The sequence below is a fragment of the Leclercia sp. UBA5958 genome (assembly GCF_002430365.1).
GTDB lineage: Bacteria > Pseudomonadota > Gammaproteobacteria > Enterobacterales > Enterobacteriaceae > Enterobacter > Enterobacter pneumoniae.
On record NZ_DJCE01000006.1, the window covers coordinates 16,566 to 30,893 of the forward strand.

14 protein-coding genes are annotated in these 14,328 nt (G+C 55.7%); 8 read left to right on the top strand and 6 right to left on the bottom strand.

The features are described 5' to 3' along the window. Nucleotides 1-59: 59 nt before the first annotated feature. The 6 genes from B2Q93_RS08410 (at nucleotide 60) to ghrB (ending at nucleotide 5,948) form a co-directional block, all read left to right on the top strand. Nucleotides 60-722: an OmpA family lipoprotein gene (locus tag B2Q93_RS08410; RefSeq protein WP_040077908.1), complete on the top strand. Its 663-nt coding sequence runs from the start codon at nucleotides 60-62 to the stop codon at nucleotides 720-722. Between the two features lie 60 nt (nucleotides 723-782). Beyond that, a complete protein-coding gene (locus B2Q93_RS08415; RefSeq protein WP_040077907.1) occupies nucleotides 783-1,799 on the top strand; it encodes a LacI family DNA-binding transcriptional regulator in 1,017 nt (338 codons plus the stop codon). 101 nt (nucleotides 1,800-1,900) lie between these two features. After that, a complete protein-coding gene (locus B2Q93_RS08420) occupies nucleotides 1,901-2,650 on the top strand; it encodes a sugar phosphate isomerase/epimerase family protein (RefSeq protein WP_286772269.1) in 750 nt (249 codons plus the stop codon). 3 nt (nucleotides 2,651-2,653) lie between these two features. Then, entirely contained in the window at nucleotides 2,654-3,592 is a 939-nt protein-coding gene (locus B2Q93_RS08425) for a sugar kinase (RefSeq protein ID WP_286932511.1), read from the top strand. Between the two features lie 75 nt (nucleotides 3,593-3,667). After that, nucleotides 3,668-4,948, top strand: a complete 1,281-nt coding sequence (locus B2Q93_RS08430; protein WP_040077904.1) for an MFS transporter — start codon at nucleotides 3,668-3,670, stop codon at nucleotides 4,946-4,948. Between the two features lie 25 nt (nucleotides 4,949-4,973). Continuing rightward, complete coding sequence (ghrB, locus tag B2Q93_RS08435; RefSeq protein ID WP_040077903.1) at nucleotides 4,974-5,948, top strand: glyoxylate/hydroxypyruvate reductase GhrB; 975 nt, start codon at nucleotides 4,974-4,976, stop codon at nucleotides 5,946-5,948. 58 nt (nucleotides 5,949-6,006) lie between these two features. Here ghrB and cspE read toward each other — a convergent pair whose 3' ends face one another. Together cspE and B2Q93_RS08445 are read right to left on the bottom strand one after the other, a co-directional pair. Next, a complete protein-coding gene (cspE, locus tag B2Q93_RS08440) occupies nucleotides 6,007-6,219 on the bottom strand; it encodes a transcription antiterminator/RNA stability regulator CspE (protein ID WP_032615822.1) in 213 nt (70 codons plus the stop codon). Between the two features lie 246 nt (nucleotides 6,220-6,465). Further along, nucleotides 6,466-7,176, bottom strand: a complete 711-nt coding sequence (locus B2Q93_RS08445) for a DUF3053 domain-containing protein (protein ID WP_040077902.1) — start codon at nucleotides 7,174-7,176, stop codon at nucleotides 6,466-6,468. 330 nt (nucleotides 7,177-7,506) lie between these two features. Between B2Q93_RS08445 and B2Q93_RS08450 the strand changes: the two genes are divergently transcribed. Then, the gene (locus B2Q93_RS08450; protein WP_046886264.1) at nucleotides 7,507-7,797 is read left to right on the top strand and encodes an HTH-type transcriptional regulator; all 291 of its coding nucleotides are present in this window, start codon (nucleotides 7,507-7,509) and stop codon (nucleotides 7,795-7,797) included. Between the two features lie 37 nt (nucleotides 7,798-7,834). On the opposite strand, the gene B2Q93_RS08455 is transcribed toward B2Q93_RS08450, so the two are convergent. From B2Q93_RS08455 to B2Q93_RS08470, 4 genes are all read right to left on the bottom strand, one after another. Then, nucleotides 7,835-9,454, bottom strand: coding sequence for an ABC-F family ATP-binding cassette domain-containing protein (locus tag B2Q93_RS08455; protein ID WP_286932513.1), 1,620 nt, complete (start codon nucleotides 9,452-9,454; stop codon nucleotides 7,835-7,837). A 223-nt stretch (nucleotides 9,455-9,677) separates the two neighbouring features. Continuing rightward, nucleotides 9,678-11,750: a glycine--tRNA ligase subunit beta gene (glyS, locus tag B2Q93_RS08460; RefSeq protein WP_207292763.1), complete on the bottom strand. Its 2,073-nt coding sequence runs from the start codon at nucleotides 11,748-11,750 to the stop codon at nucleotides 9,678-9,680. Nucleotides 11,751-11,759: 9 nt separating this feature from the next. Further along, on the bottom strand, nucleotides 11,760-12,671 hold the full coding sequence (glyQ, locus tag B2Q93_RS08465) for a glycine--tRNA ligase subunit alpha (protein ID WP_003860141.1): 912 nt from the start codon (nucleotides 12,669-12,671) through the stop codon (nucleotides 11,760-11,762). Between the two features lie 159 nt (nucleotides 12,672-12,830). Continuing rightward, nucleotides 12,831-13,127 carry a YsaB family lipoprotein gene (locus tag B2Q93_RS08470; protein ID WP_411815390.1) on the bottom strand — a complete coding sequence of 99 codons (297 nt, stop codon included), beginning with the start codon at nucleotides 13,125-13,127 and terminating at the stop codon, nucleotides 12,831-12,833. A 190-nt stretch (nucleotides 13,128-13,317) separates the two neighbouring features. Between B2Q93_RS08470 and B2Q93_RS08475 the strand changes: the two genes are divergently transcribed. After that, on the top strand, nucleotides 13,318-14,313 hold the full coding sequence (locus B2Q93_RS08475; RefSeq protein WP_233803629.1) for an acyltransferase: 996 nt from the start codon (nucleotides 13,318-13,320) through the stop codon (nucleotides 14,311-14,313). The last annotated feature ends 15 nt before the right edge of the window (nucleotides 14,314-14,328 follow it).

A 14,328-nucleotide genomic window follows, 5' to 3' on the forward strand; every position in this document is an offset into this window, starting at 1 on the left:
CGTCATAATCAACCGCCACGCTCGTCGTGGCAAAGAATAAAAAGGATTAAGGAAATAAGATGAAAAAACGCGTACTCATGATTGCCGCGCTGGTCAGCGGCGCACTGGCTGTTTCAGGCTGCACCACAAACCCTTACACCGGCGAACGTGAAGCCGGTAAATCCGGCATCGGTGCCGGGCTCGGTTCCCTGGTAGGCGCGGGCGTTGGCGCCCTCTCCTCCTCTAAGAAAGATCGCGGCAAAGGGGCGTTAATTGGCGCAGCAGCCGGTGCCGCGCTGGGCGGCGGCGTCGGTTATTACATGGACGTGCAGGAAGCAAAACTGCGCGACAAAATGCAGGGTACAGGCGTTAGCGTGACGCGCAGCGGCGATAACATCATTCTGAACATGCCAAACAACGTGACCTTCGATAGCAGCAGTGCAACGCTGAAACCGGCTGGCGCGAACACCCTGACCGGCGTGGCGATGGTGCTGAAAGAGTACAGCAAAACGGCGGTTAACGTGCTTGGCTACACCGACAGCACCGGCAGCCAGGATCTGAACATGCGTCTCTCTCAGCAGCGTGCGGATTCCGTGGCCAGCGCGCTGATCACCCAGGGCGTCGCCGCGAACCGTATCCGTACCAACGGTATGGGCCCGGCAAATCCGATCGCCAGTAACAGCACGGCGGAAGGCAAAGCGCAGAACCGCCGCGTAGAAATTACCCTGAGCCCAATCCAGTAAGGGCTTGCCATCGTTGATTTTCGCGCTAAGGTGTTCTCACTTCAGGCAAGGGAATCAGCGATGAGCAAATCAACACGGGCCACTATCAGCGACGTGGCGAAAGCCGCCAAAACCGGTAAAACCAGTATTTCCCGTTACCTCAACGGTGAAAAGCATCTGCTTTCCGACGCGCTGCTGGCCCGTATTGAACAGGCGATCGCCGATCTTAACTATCGTCCAAGCCTGATGGCCCGTGGCCTGAAGCATGGCCGTACGCGGCTCATTGGCCTGATTATCGCCGATATCACCAACCCCTACTCCGTCAATGTTCTGAGCGGTATCGAAGCCGCCTGTCGGGAAAAGGGGTTCACCCCGCTGGTCTGTAACACTAATAATGAACTCGACCAGGAGCTGCACTATCTCGATCTGCTGCGCAGTTATCAGGTTGAAGGCATTGTGGTCAACGCGGTGGGCATGCGCGAAGAGGGGCTAAACCGCCTGCAACAGTCAGCGCTGCCGATGGTGCTTATCGACCGTAAAATTCCCGAATTTGCCTGCGACGTCGTGGGTCTGGACAATACGCAGGCCGCCACGACGGCGACAGAACATCTTATCGAACAGGGCTTTGAAGCGATCCTATTCCTCAGCGAGCCGCTGGGTATGGTCAATACTCGCCGCGAACGCCTGGCGGCCTTCCGCGCTACCCTGGCCCGCTATCCTGGCGTCATTGCTGAAAACGCGGAAATTCCCCTGCATGAAGGGGACCAGATGGACATCGCCCTGCGTCAATTCCACTCACGCCATCGCGGTATGCGCAAGGCGGTGATCTCCGCTAACGGTGCCCTCACCCTGCAGGTGGCTCGTTCTCTGCGCCGTGTTGGGCTGCACTGGGGCAGCGACATCGGCTTACTGGGCTTTGATGAGCTGGAGTGGGCAGAACTGGCAGGCGTGGGGATCACCACCCTTAAACAGCCCACCTGGCAGATTGGCTATGCCGCGGTGGAACAGGTTGTGCGCCGCATTGAAGGGGCCAGTGATACCGTACGCGAGCAGCACTTCTCCGGCGAGCTGATTGTTCGCGGCTCTACCGCCCGTTAACCTCCCTTCGTGATGACGATCATAAATTCAACATACTGATCTTTTCTTTGGAACCGGTTCCATCTAGCGTAATAGTATCGATAACGCGATGGAGTCAGCCAGTGGGCAGAAAAATTATTGTCGTCACCGCCGCCTATGGCGCCGACCGGATACGTGAAGCAGGGGGCCAGCGCGCCATACTGCCTGTCATTGCTAAAGCGGGCGCAGACGGCGTGGAGATCCGCCGCGAACTGTTCAACGACGCTGAACTGAATGCGCTGCCTACCCTGGCGCGCTCCATTGAGCTGCTGGGCCTGCTAGCCTGCTACTCCGCTCCCGATTCCCTGTTCACCGCCGAAGGCGAACTGAACCCAGCGCTGCCGCGCTACCTTGCCGAAGCCAGTACGCTCAATGCCCTCTGGCTGAAGGTCTCTTTGGGTCATTTTCGCGATAAAAACCAGCTTGAAGCGCTGCGCCCGCTACTGCAGGAGAGCGGCATGACGCTGGTGGTCGAGAACGACCAGACCGATTTCGGTCAGCTCGCCCCTATGCAGCGCTTTAAAGCCGCCTGCCGGGTGCAGGCGCTTCCGGTGAGCCTGACGTTCGATATGGGCAACTGGCTGTGGGTAGGTGATTCACCGGAAGAGGCCGCGCAGCACCTGGCGCCTGCGGTGAGCTATATTCACGTGAAAGCGGCGGAGCCGCATCAACATCACTTCCGTGCCGTCCCCCCGGCAGCAGAAAACTGCCGCTGGCTGGCGCTGCTGGATCAGCTGCCTGCCGATGCGCCTCGCGGGATCGAGTTCCCGCTTGAAGGCCCGGATCTGACGGCCGTCACCCGTCACTACGTTAATTTACTGCGCGAGGTCTAAGCCATGCCGCAAGCACTGGATGTCATCACCATTGGCGAAGCCATGGCCATGTTTGTGGCCAGCGAGCCTGGCGAGCTAAGCCAGGTTGAACATTTCTTTAAACGTGTAGCTGGCGCCGAACTTAATGTCGCCACCGGGCTGGCACGCCTGGGTCTGAAAGTGGGCTGGGTCAGCCGCGTGGGCGACGACAGCTTCGGTCATTTCATCCTTAACGCCCTGAAAAAAGAGGGGATAGAGACCTCGGGCGTCTCCCTGGATGGCCGCTTCGCAACCGGCTTCCAGCTGAAATCTAAGGTCGAGGATGGAACCGATCCCATCGTGGAGTATTTCCGCAAAGGTTCTGCCGCCAGCCATCTGTCGGTGGAGGATTTTAATCCGGCCTATTTTACCACCGCGCGACATCTGCACCTGAGCGGCGTGGCTGCGGCGTTGTCGGCGAGCTCATGGGCCCTGCTCGATCACGCTGCAGGCGCAATGAAAGCCGCAGGCAAAACCCTCTCTTTCGATCCCAATTTGCGGCCGGTGCTGTGGAAAAGCGAAGCGGAGATGGTTGAAAAACTTAACCAGTTGGCCTTCCAGGCTGACTGGGTCTTACCCGGCCTGAACGAGGGCATCATCCTTACCGGGCAACGCACGCCGGAAGGGATTGCAGATTTCTACCTTGATAGAGGCGTGAAGGCGGTGGTCCTGAAAACCGGTGCCGATGGCGCCTGGTTTAAAACCAGCAGCGGCGAGAAAGGTGCCGTGGCCGCGGTAAAAGTGGACAACGTCGTTGATACGGTTGGCGCAGGCGATGGTTTTGCCGTGGGGGTGATTAGCGCCCTGCTGGAAGGCAAAACGCTGCAACAGGCTATCTCACGCGGTAACAAAATCGGATCGCTGGCGATCCAGGTGCAGGGCGACAGCGAAGGATTACCCACGCGTAGCCAACTGGGGGAATAACCCCCGCAACATCACAGAACCACCGTGTACCCTACAGACAACGGCGGTCAATACCTCAACCACAGAGGCAAGCCTATGAACAGCTCGACGAATGCAGTAAAACGCTGGTGGTACATCATGCCGATCGTGTTTATCACGTACAGCCTGGCGTATCTTGACCGCGCGAACTTCAGTTTCGCATCAGCCGCGGGGATCACCGAAGATTTGGGGATCACTAAAGGCATCTCTTCCCTGCTGGGCGCCCTGTTCTTCCTGGGCTACTTCTTCTTCCAGATCCCGGGCGCCATCTATGCGGAACGTCGCAGCGTGCGCAAACTGATTTTCATCTGCCTGATTTTGTGGGGCGGTTGTGCCTCCCTTACCGGGGTCGTTAACAATATACCGGCGCTGGCGGCGATTCGCTTTATCCTCGGCGTGGTGGAAGCGGCGGTCATGCCCGCGATGCTTATCTACATCAGCAACTGGTTTACAAAATCCGAGCGGTCACGGGCCAATACCTTCCTGATCCTCGGTAACCCGGTAACGGTACTGTGGATGTCGGTGGTCTCAGGCTATCTCATTCAGTCTTTCGGCTGGCGCGAAATGTTTATCATTGAGGGGATCCCGGCGGTGATTTGGGCCTTCTGCTGGTGGGTGCTGGTAAAAGACAAACCCTCTCAGGTGAACTGGCTCTCTGAAGATGAAAAATCGGCTCTACAGGCACAGCTGGATAAAGAGCAGCAGGGGCTGAAAGCGGTGCGAAACTACGGCGAAGCTTTCCGCTCACGCAACGTTATCCTGCTCTGCATGCAGTACTTCGCCTGGAGCATCGGGGTGTATGGCTTTGTGCTGTGGCTGCCATCGATTATTCGTAGCGGCGGTGAAAACCTCGGCATGGTCGAAGTGGGCTGGCTCTCTTCTGTTCCTTACCTGGCCGCCACCATTGCGATGATCATCGCCTCCTGGGCATCGGACAAACTGCAGAACCGTAAACTCTTCGTCTGGCCGCTGTTGCTGATTGCTGCCTGTGCCTTTATCGGCTCCTGGGCGGTAGGTGCCAACCACTTCTGGGCCTCTTATACCCTGTTGGTGATCGCCGGTGCGGCAATGTATGCCCCTTACGGCCCGTTCTTTGCCATCATCCCGGAAATGCTGCCGCGTAATGTGGCAGGCGGCGCAATGGCCCTAATCAACAGTATGGGCGCGCTGGGCTCGTTCTTCGGCTCCTGGTTTGTGGGCTACCTCAACGGCGCCACCGGCAGTCCATCCGCCTCGTACATATTTATGGGGGTGGCACTTTTCGTGTCGGTGTGGCTTACTCTGATTGTTAAGCCTGCTAATAATCAGCAGTTACCTGCCGGCGCACGCCACGCCTGAACCCTTAACATCAACGGAGATTAGCATGAAGCCGTCCGTCATTTTGTACAAAGCACTGCCTGAAGATCTGCAAAAACGCCTTGAATCACACTTCACCGTGACCCAGGTAAAAGACCTCAGCCCGGATACCGTGGCGCAGCACGCCGATGCCTTTAGCCGTGCCGTCGGTCTGCTGGGTTCAAGCGAAAAAGTAGATGCTGCGTTGCTGGAAAAAATGCCGGCGCTGCGTGCCACCTCAACCATCTCCGTTGGCTATGACAACTTCGACGTGGATGCCCTGAATGCACGCCATGTCTTTCTGATGCACACCCCTTATGCTCTGACCGAAACCGTGGCCGACACGCTGATGGCGTTGGTACTGAGCAGCGCTCGCCGCGTGGTGGAGGTGGCTGAACGGGTTAAAGCGGGTGAATGGACCAAAAGCATCGGACCAGACTGGTTTGGCGTGGACGTTCACGGCAAGACATTGGGTATTGTTGGCATGGGTCGTATTGGCCTGGCGCTGGCGCAGCGCGCGCACTTCGGCTTTAACATGCCGATTCTTTATAACGCCCGGCGCCACCACAGCGAGGCTGAAGAGCGTTTCAATGCACGCTACTGCGAGCTGGATACCCTTCTTCAGGAAGCCGATTACGTCTGTCTGATCCTGCCGCTGACGGATGAGACCTATCATCTGATAGGTAAGGACGCGTTCGCGAAGATGAAGCCGTCGGCTATCTTTATCAATGCGGGTCGCGGTCCGGTCGTGGATGAAAAAGCGTTGATTGAAGCGCTGCAAAACGGGGAGATCCACGCCGCAGGTCTGGATGTGTTTGAGCAGGAGCCGCTGCCCGTTGATTCACCGCTGCTCCAACTTCCGAATGTAGTTGCGCTGCCGCATATTGGTTCTGCCACGCACGAAACTCGCTACAACATGGCGGCGACGGCGGTGGATAACCTTATCAATGCCCTTGAGGGTAAGGTCGAGAAAAACTGCGTGAACCCGCAGATAAAAGGCTAGAAACGAAAAAACCCGCCAGAAGGCGGGTTTTTGAATTCATGTGCTGCTGAGTTGAAGCTTACAGGCTTACAACGTTACCAGCTGCTGGGCCTTTAGCGCCGCTTTCGATGGTGAAGGACACTTTCTGACCTTCGTCCAGAGATTTGTAGCCATCGTTCTGGATAGCAGAGAAGTGTACGAACACGTCTTTAGAGCCATCGTCAGGAGTGATGAAGCCGAAACCTTTATCAGCGTTGAACCATTTTACCAGACCAGTCATTTTACCAGACATAGAAATTACCTTATTAAAAATTTGTTGTGCCTTCCGGCGCGATGGTTGCGTTACAGATTTTTAAGCGATGAAGGAAGGGTCACTACGAAGGGTATCTATGGATAACTCATCTGGACTGCTTAACTAAACTGCTTTAGGTCTGTGTAACAAACCGACGGGGATAGTTATACCGATGTGGTAGATGAATGACAAGCTTTATTTTAGCTACCGACAAAAAACCCCGCTTCTGGCGGGGTTTTTTTTATTTTATTCGGTGGCTGCAACTGCCGAACTCCACGCCTGGCTAAATGCCTGGTGCTGAGACGCCAGCGGTCCGATCAAGGTATTGTACTGACTGGCCTGCTGGGAGGTCGGGAACTGAATACCGCCCGAGACGAAGCTCACCTGCGTGCCCTGCTGGGTAATAAAGTCACCCACCTGCACCAGCTGCTGAGTAAAGATCTGCGCAGCCGGAATGAGGGGCTGCATAGCCTGGGCAGGTTCGGTCACCACTTTCGCAAAGGCCTTGTCGAACACCGGTTTTAAATCGTCGGCCTGCTTCAGGGCTGAATGGGCGCTATCGGCCTGCATTTTGGCATTTTGCAGCTGCTGGCTCAGTACCCCAAGCGCACCATTTGACTGGCTTAGCGGTTCGCGCTGGGTCATATAATCCTGCGGCGCACGTATGGCGTTTACGCTGTCGACCACTGGACGCAAGCCGGAATCCATCGCCTGATTAACCTGCTGTGAATAAGCATACAGAATGGCGTAATCGGAGACGAAAGGACCAAACTGTTTTTTCTGATCCGCAGTCAGCGTAGGCAGACGCTCACCACTGCGCATCACGGTATTTTGCAGAAAATCGATAAACGCTTTACGCTGATCGCCTTCTTTATCGAAACACCCACTCAGGCCAACTACAATCAGTAACGCCGCAATCGGCGCAAACCAGCGAGAGCAGGACTTTCCTGTCGCCATTTTTAATACTCCTTTCACCCAAAAAACGCACACCAGCACACGCGTGCCCGACGCCCCCAAGAATAGTCCAGCTGAAGCCGGCAAGATACTCTTTTCATATAAAACGGCTTGTGCGAATAAAATTCTTACGATTTACAAAATTCGACATTGTCAAACCGACTATCGAAAAATCAGATCATTAGCATGCAAATCTATCTCTGGATCATCCAAACCAAACGTATGGCCTGCAATTAATCACGCACGTGACGATCTGTTGTCTGTTTTACCGACTATTCTTAATTTGCTCTTTGATGTTCTTGATCCCGTTGTGCGATTTAAGAGGAGTTCTCAATGGAATTAAAAGATCCGACGTTTGAGTTGCTGAGCAGTCTTGAACAAATTGTTTTTAAGGATGTACCGCAGACGGTTACCCTGACGCAGAAGTCTAATCCCTTTACTGAATTCGAGCGTTTACGTAAAGGAACAGGCCTCAAGTTAGATGATTTCGCCAGAGCAATGGGTGTTAGCGTGGCTATGGTGCAGGAGTGGGAGTCGAAAAGAGAAAAACCCACCCCAAGCGAGCTGAAGCTAATGAGCCTGATTCAGGCAAGCCCTGCCCTCAGCAAGCAGACAGTGAAGTAAATGAGTTTAACCCCCGCATAAGCGGGGGTTTGTGATCTTAGCGCGCACGACCATACCACCCCTCCTCGCGCCACAGCAGTTCATGGGTCAACGCCAGGTTCTCCAGAAACGCGTTATCATGCGAAACCACTATCACCGCCCCCGGAAAATCGGTCAGCGCCGCTTCAATTGCCTGTACGGATGCCAGATCGAGATGGTTGGTCGGTTCATCCAGTAGCAGCAGTTGGGCCGTCTCCTCTCGCCACAGCACACAGGCCAGCGCCGCTTTTAACCGCTCACCGCCGCTCAGTTCAGCCAACGGCAGCGTGACGCTCTCTGCTCCCAGCTGCAGTTGCGCCAGCCGACTTCGTAGCACCCCCTCTTCCAGCGGCGTATTGTGTAAATTGAGATGGGTCATGACCGATTGCGACAAATCCAGCCGGGAAAGGTTTTGATCAAGGTAAGCCGTTTTGACCGATACACGGCATGTACCCGATACTGGCGGACACTCCCCGAGAATCACTTTCAGCAGGGTCGATTTCCCACAGCCGTTTGGCCCGCGTATCGCCACGCGCATTGGCCCCTCCAGACGCCAGTTGAGCGGCGGCAAGGCGAGATAAGGCAGGACAAGCTCTTCCAGAACCACGACCTGTTTTCCCTGCGCAATCTGGCTGCCGGGCAGGGTAAACATCACCGGACTATCCTCCTCAACCCGCTTGCGCGCCTCGCTGACGGCGGTATTCAGGGTGATATTTTGCTCATTATGTTGCCTGCGCCACGAACCGGGCCGCTCCTTCGCCGCCGCTTTGTATTTGACGCGTTCAAAGGAGGCAATATTGAGATTATCGACCGTACCCAGGGTTTTCGCCGATCGACGCAGACTGTCGTCATGCTCTTTCTGCATTCGCGCGCGCTCGCGTTTGCGCTCCGTCGCCGCATGCTCCAGCGCCGAGCGGGCAGCTTGCTGTTCGGCATTACGCTGGCGTTGATAATCGGCATAGTTCCCGCCGTAACTCCGCAGGCCCGCTGGGCCCAACTCCAGAATACGGGGCACCTGTGACAACAGTTCACGATCGTGGGTCGCCACCAGCGCACGACCTTTTCTTTGGGCCAGCGCCGCATAAAACCATGCCCGACCTTGCTGATCGAGGTGATTGGTGGGTTCGTCCAGCAGTAAGTAGTCAGCATTAGCGGTAAACGCCCCGCACAATAGCGCGCGCACACGTTCGCCGCCGCTTAACTCTGCAGCATAGCGATCGGGGTCAAAGGCAGGAAGGCGGGCCTCGATAAACGCCTCAGTCAGGCGCTCGTGGAGATCCCAGCACCCGTCGAGCAGCTCCAGATCCTCGGGCTGATAATCTCCCCTGTCGATCCGTTTACGGGCGGCAAAAATAGCCTCATAACCCAGTAGCCCGGCCAGCGTGGTGGTTGGAGAAATGTCTTGCTGCTGTGCCACATACAGGCAGCTGCCCGATCGTTCCAGATGACCACTGGTCGGTTTTTCGAGCCCGGCCAGCAGACGAAGCAGACGCGTTTTGCCGCTGCCGTTACGGCCAACCAGCGCGCAGAGGGCGTTATCCAGTGACAGCGTAAGCGGACCGAAAAGCGTTTCGCCTGTGGGAAACTGACAGGTGACCTGATGCAATATAAAAGAGGGGGATTGCGCAAAATGAGCCATAAGCACTCCTGAATGAAATCGGTTATCCCCTGCTGACGCGGTCGCGTGCGGCAAGGATCGAGGTTCATTAGGCGTGGTTGTTCATTTTGGGGGAGCGCTCCTGAGGGAAATTTAACGGGTGTCAGGATAACGCGTGTGCGCCGCCGGGGGCAAGGTTATTTTTTCACCACCCTGTAGCGATAAAAAAACCCGCCAACAGGCGGGTTTTTTTATCACATCCATATTACTGCTGCAGGAGCGAAATATCCGCTACGCGCAGGAACAATTCGCGCAGTTTTTCCAGCATAGAGAGGCGGTTAATACGCAGATCGTTATCTTCTACGTTTACCATCACTTTCTCAAAGAAGGCATCGATAACGTCACGCAGCTCTGCCAGCTCCACCAGCGCTTCCTGGTAACGACCTTCAGCGAAGACCGGTTCCAGTTTGTCTCGCAGCACCACAACCTGCATCGCCAGAGCGATCTCTTCCGGCTCTTTCAGGGTCGCAGCGTTTACGCGTTCGTTAAGCTTATCGGTAGACTTCGCCAGAATGTTGGAAACACGCTTGTTCGCTGCTGCCAGCGAGGCCGCGGCGTCCAGGGTACGGAAGTGGGAAACCGCCTTCATACGCGCATCGAAATCGGCCGGACGGGTCGGACGACGGGCCAGCACCGCCTGAATGGTGTCAACGGTATAGCCTTCATCCTGATACCAGGCACGGAAACGGCCGAGCATAAAGTCGATAACATCATCCACGACTTTCGCGTTGGTCAGCTTGTCACCGTACAGGCGCACCGCTTCTTCTGTCAGAGTCTGCAGATCCAGGTTGAGGTTCTTCTCAACGATGATACGCAGCACGCCGAGCGCGGCACGACGCAGCGCAAACGGGTCTTTGTCGCCTTTAGGATGCTGACCGATACCGAAGATACCCGCCAGGGTGTCCATCTTATCGGCGATCGCCACGGCACAGGCTACCGGGTTAGACGGCAGATCGTCACCCGCAAAGCGCGGCTGATACTGCTCGTTCAGGGCCACGGCCACATCTTCTGCTTCACCATCATGGCGCGCATAGTGCATGCCCATCACGCCCTGGGTGTCGGTGAATTCGAAGACCATGTTGGTCATCAGGTCGCACTTGGACAGCAGGCCCGCACGGGTGGCGTGGTTGACGTCCGCACCGATTTCACGGGCGATCCAGCCGGAGAGCTCCGCAATGCGGTCGGTCTTGTCGCGCAGCGTACCCAGCTGTTGCTGGAACAGCACGGTTTGCAGGCGCGGCAAGTGATCTTCCAGACGTTTTTTACGGTCACTATTAAAGAAGAACTCGGCATCCGCCAGACGTGGGCGCACGACCTTCTCGTTACCGGAGATAATCTGGATCGGATCTTTGGATTCGATGTTCGCCACAAAGATAAAGTTCGGCAGCAGTTTGCCGTCGTTGGCGTAAACCGGGAAGTACTTCTGGTCACCCTTCATGGTGTGAACCAGCGCTTCTGCCGGAACGGCCAGGAATTTCTCTTCGAACTTCGCGGTCAGCACAACCGGCCATTCCACCAGAGAGGTCACCTCTTCCAGCAGGCTGTCGCTCAGGTCAGCGTTTCCGCCAATCTGGCGTGCCGCTTCTTCGGCGTCCGCTTTGATTTTAGCTTTACGCTGTTCGTAGTCGGCAATGACCTTACCGCGCTCCAGCAGGATCTGTGGATACTGGTCTGCGTTATCGATGGTGAATTCCGGCTCGCCCATAAAGCGGTGGCCGCGGATCACGCGATCGGACGCCACGCCCAGAATGGTCGCAGGGATGACGGTATCGCCGAGCAACAGGGTCACGGTATGAACCGGACGCACGAAGTGCACGTCGGACGCGCCCCAGCGCATCAGTTTTGGAATCGGCAGCTTAGCCAGCGAGGTTGCAATCATGTTTGGCAGCAGCGCTTCTGCGCTTTCGCCTTTCACATGAGCGCGATAGAGCAGCCACTCGCCTTTGTCAGTGGTCAGACGCTCAGCCTGGTCCACGGTGATCCCGCAGCCGCGCGCCCAGCCTTCAGCCGCTTTGCTCGGCTTGCCTTCAGCATCGAATGCCTGTGCAATGGCCGGGCCACGTTTTTCCACTTCACGATCCGGCTGTGACGCCGCCAGGCTGGCCACTTTCAGCGCCAGACGACGCGGTGCAGCAAACCACTCAATTTTACCGTGCGCCAGGCCGGCGTTATCCAGCTCGGCAGTCACGTTCGCAGCAAAAGATTCAGCCAGGCTGCGCAGGGCTTTTGGTGGCAGCTCTTCGGTGCCGATTTCCACCAGGAAAGTTTTCTCAGACATGGCCGCCTCTTATTTGTTTCGGTTGCACATCGGGAAGCCAAGGGCTTCACGGGACGCATAGTAAGCTTCTGCAACGGCTTTGGTCAGGGTGCGAATACGCAGAATATAACGCTGACGTTCAGTCACGGAGATAGCTTTGCGGGCGTCCAGCAGGTTGAAGCTGTGGGCGGCCTTCAGAATACGCTCGTAGGCTGGCAGCGGCAGCGGAGTCTCCAGCGCCAGCAGTTGCTGCGCTTCTTTCTCGTACTGCTCAAAGCAGGTGAACAGGAAGTCCACGTCCGCATATTCGAAGTTATAAGTGGATTGTTCCACTTCGTTCTGATGGAACACGTCGCCGTAGGTGGTTTTACCCAGCGGGCCGTCGCTCCAGACCAGGTCGTAAACGCTATCTACGCCCTGAATATACATCGCCAGACGTTCCAGACCGTAGGTGATCTCACCGGTGATCGGTTTACATTCCAGACCACCCACCTGCTGGAAGTAAGTGAACTGCGTCACTTCCATGCCGTTCAGCCACACTTCCCAGCCCAGACCCCAGGCACCCAGCGTTGGGTTTTCCCAGTTATCTTCCACGAAACGAATATCGTGAATGGTTGGATCCATACCCAGCTCTTTCAGCGACCCGAGGTACAGCTCCTGGATGTTGTCCGGAGAAGGTTTGATGACGACCTGGAACTGATAGTAGTGCTGTAAGCGGTTCGGGTTTTCACCGTAACGACCATCGGTCGGACGACGGGATGGCTGCACATAGGCGGTGGCCATTGGCTCTGGCCCCAGTGCGCGCAGGCTGGTCATTGGGTGTGAGGTGCCGGCGCCAACTTCCATGTCCAAAGGTTGAACAATGGTGCAGCCCTGGCGAGCCCAGTAATCCTGTAACGTCAGGATCAGGCCCTGGAAGGTCTTGGTATCAAACTTTTGCATAGTATTTCGTGCTGGATACGTGTGGTTTTAAATGGAAGGGATCAGTATACCCGTCGGCTGGAAGATATACAGTACGAAACGGGGGTGTTTAAGGAAAATTGGGAAATAAGCGGGCTAGCCCGCGGCAGAAAGCGGCCTGGCAGGCTGTTTGCAGCGGGATTAACGCATAGAAAGATGTAAAAACTGCCCTTCTGCATCAAAAGAACAGACAAAGTTCTCATTGCGGGATGTCAGGCCGCGCATCTCATAACTGCCCTGGAACTGTTCAAACCCAGTCACGTCGATAGTCTGCGTACCGGTATTGTAACGGTGAGCTGCTTCGCCACGGCATAACGCCTCCATATCCAGCGACCGCGTTGGGCTTACCTTGAGGTTCTGCGCGGTTTGCGGCGGTGGCGCATCTGACGAGCTACACCCCGCCAACAGCGCAGGTAACAGCAGTAACATTGCTCGCATCATCATATTTATTATCGCCCTTAGCGGTGGCGGTTATTTTTACACTCTACGCTTTATAGAATAAGGTGACCTATTCTGCGAATCAGGCCACGCCTGGGCAAGACGGACCGGCCTAAACTCAGATTTATCCAGTGAGCGGCTGGTGATAATCAAGAGTCATACCCTTTTTAATGAGGAAACCGAGGGAAGGATGCAGGAAAAAATTAGCTGGATTGATAATCTGCGAGGGATCGCCTGTTTAATGGTAGTGATGATCCATACTACCACCTGGTATATTACCAACGCCCACAGTGTCAGCCTGGTTAACTGGGATATTGCCAATATTTTGAACTCTGCGTCGCGCGTCAGCGTGCCGCTTTTTTTTATGATTTCCGGTTTTCTCTTTTTTGGTGAGCGTAGTGCCCGCCCAAGACACTTTTTACGCATCGGGCTCTGCCTGCTGTTTTATAGCCTGGTGGCTTTCCTCTACATCACACTGTTCACTTCAATTAACAGCGAACTTTCGCTGACAAACCTGCTGCAGAAGCCGGTTTTCTATCACTTGTGGTTCTTCTTCGCGATTATCGTTATCTACCTGATGTCACCGCTCATCCAGGTCAAGAACGTCAGCGGGAGGATGCTACTGGCGCTGATGGTGGTAGTCGGCGTGGTGGCGAACCCGAATACGGTATCGCAAAAGATCGGCGGTTTTGAATGGCTGCCCATTAATCTCTATATCAATGGCGATACTTTTTACTACGTGCTGTACGGTATGCTCGGCCGCGCGCTGGGCATGATGGATACACGTAAACCCTGGCTGACCGGCTTATCTACCGCCCTGTTCCTGACGGCGGTGCTGGTTATCTCGCGGGGTACAATGCACGAACTGCAATGGCGCGGAGCCTTTGCGGACACCTGGTATCTCTACTGTGGCCCTGCGGTCTTTATCTGTGCGATGTCGCTTCTGATCATTGCCAAAAACACCATGAACAGCCGGCCCTTGCCGATACTGGGGCTGATCTCCCGCCACTCGCTGGCGATTTATGGTTTCCATGCGCTGGTGATCCACGCCCTGCGTACGCGCGGCATAGAGCTGAAGAGCTGGCCATTGCTGGATATCGTCTGGATTTTTACCGTCACGGTGGCGGTGAGTCTGCTGCTATCGATGCTGTTGCAGCGTATTGATACGCGCCGTTTTGTCAGTTAATCAAGGCCGGGCGTG

Bases quoted from the DNA above. Each gene is read 5' to 3' on its own strand.
- glyS (WP_207292763.1), bottom strand. From the start codon at position 11,750: ATGTCTGAGAAAACTTTCCTGGTGGAAATCGGCACCGAAGAGCTGCCA.
- cspE (WP_032615822.1), bottom strand. From the start codon at position 6,219: ATGTCTGGTAAAATGACTGGTCTGGTAAAATGGTTCAACGCTGATAAA.
- ghrB (WP_040077903.1), top strand. From the start codon at position 4,974: ATGAAGCCGTCCGTCATTTTGTACAAAGCACTGCCTGAAGATCTGCAA.
- B2Q93_RS08475 (WP_233803629.1), top strand. From the start codon at position 13,318: ATGCAGGAAAAAATTAGCTGGATTGATAATCTGCGAGGGATCGCCTGT.
- B2Q93_RS08415 (WP_040077907.1), top strand. From the start codon at position 783: ATGAGCAAATCAACACGGGCCACTATCAGCGACGTGGCGAAAGCCGCC.
- B2Q93_RS08410 (WP_040077908.1), top strand. From the start codon at position 60: ATGAAAAAACGCGTACTCATGATTGCCGCGCTGGTCAGCGGCGCACTG.
- B2Q93_RS08430 (WP_040077904.1), top strand. From the start codon at position 3,668: ATGAACAGCTCGACGAATGCAGTAAAACGCTGGTGGTACATCATGCCG.
- glyQ (WP_003860141.1), bottom strand. From the start codon at position 12,671: ATGCAAAAGTTTGATACCAAGACCTTCCAGGGCCTGATCCTGACGTTA.
- B2Q93_RS08425 (WP_286932511.1), top strand. From the start codon at position 2,654: ATGCCGCAAGCACTGGATGTCATCACCATTGGCGAAGCCATGGCCATG.
- B2Q93_RS08445 (WP_040077902.1), bottom strand. From the start codon at position 7,176: ATGGCGACAGGAAAGTCCTGCTCTCGCTGGTTTGCGCCGATTGCGGCG.
- B2Q93_RS08470 (WP_411815390.1), bottom strand. From the start codon at position 13,127: ATGCGAGCAATGTTACTGCTGTTACCTGCGCTGTTGGCGGGGTGTAGC.
- B2Q93_RS08450 (WP_046886264.1), top strand. From the start codon at position 7,507: ATGGAATTAAAAGATCCGACGTTTGAGTTGCTGAGCAGTCTTGAACAA.
- B2Q93_RS08455 (WP_286932513.1), bottom strand. From the start codon at position 9,454: ATGGCTCATTTTGCGCAATCCCCCTCTTTTATATTGCATCAGGTCACC.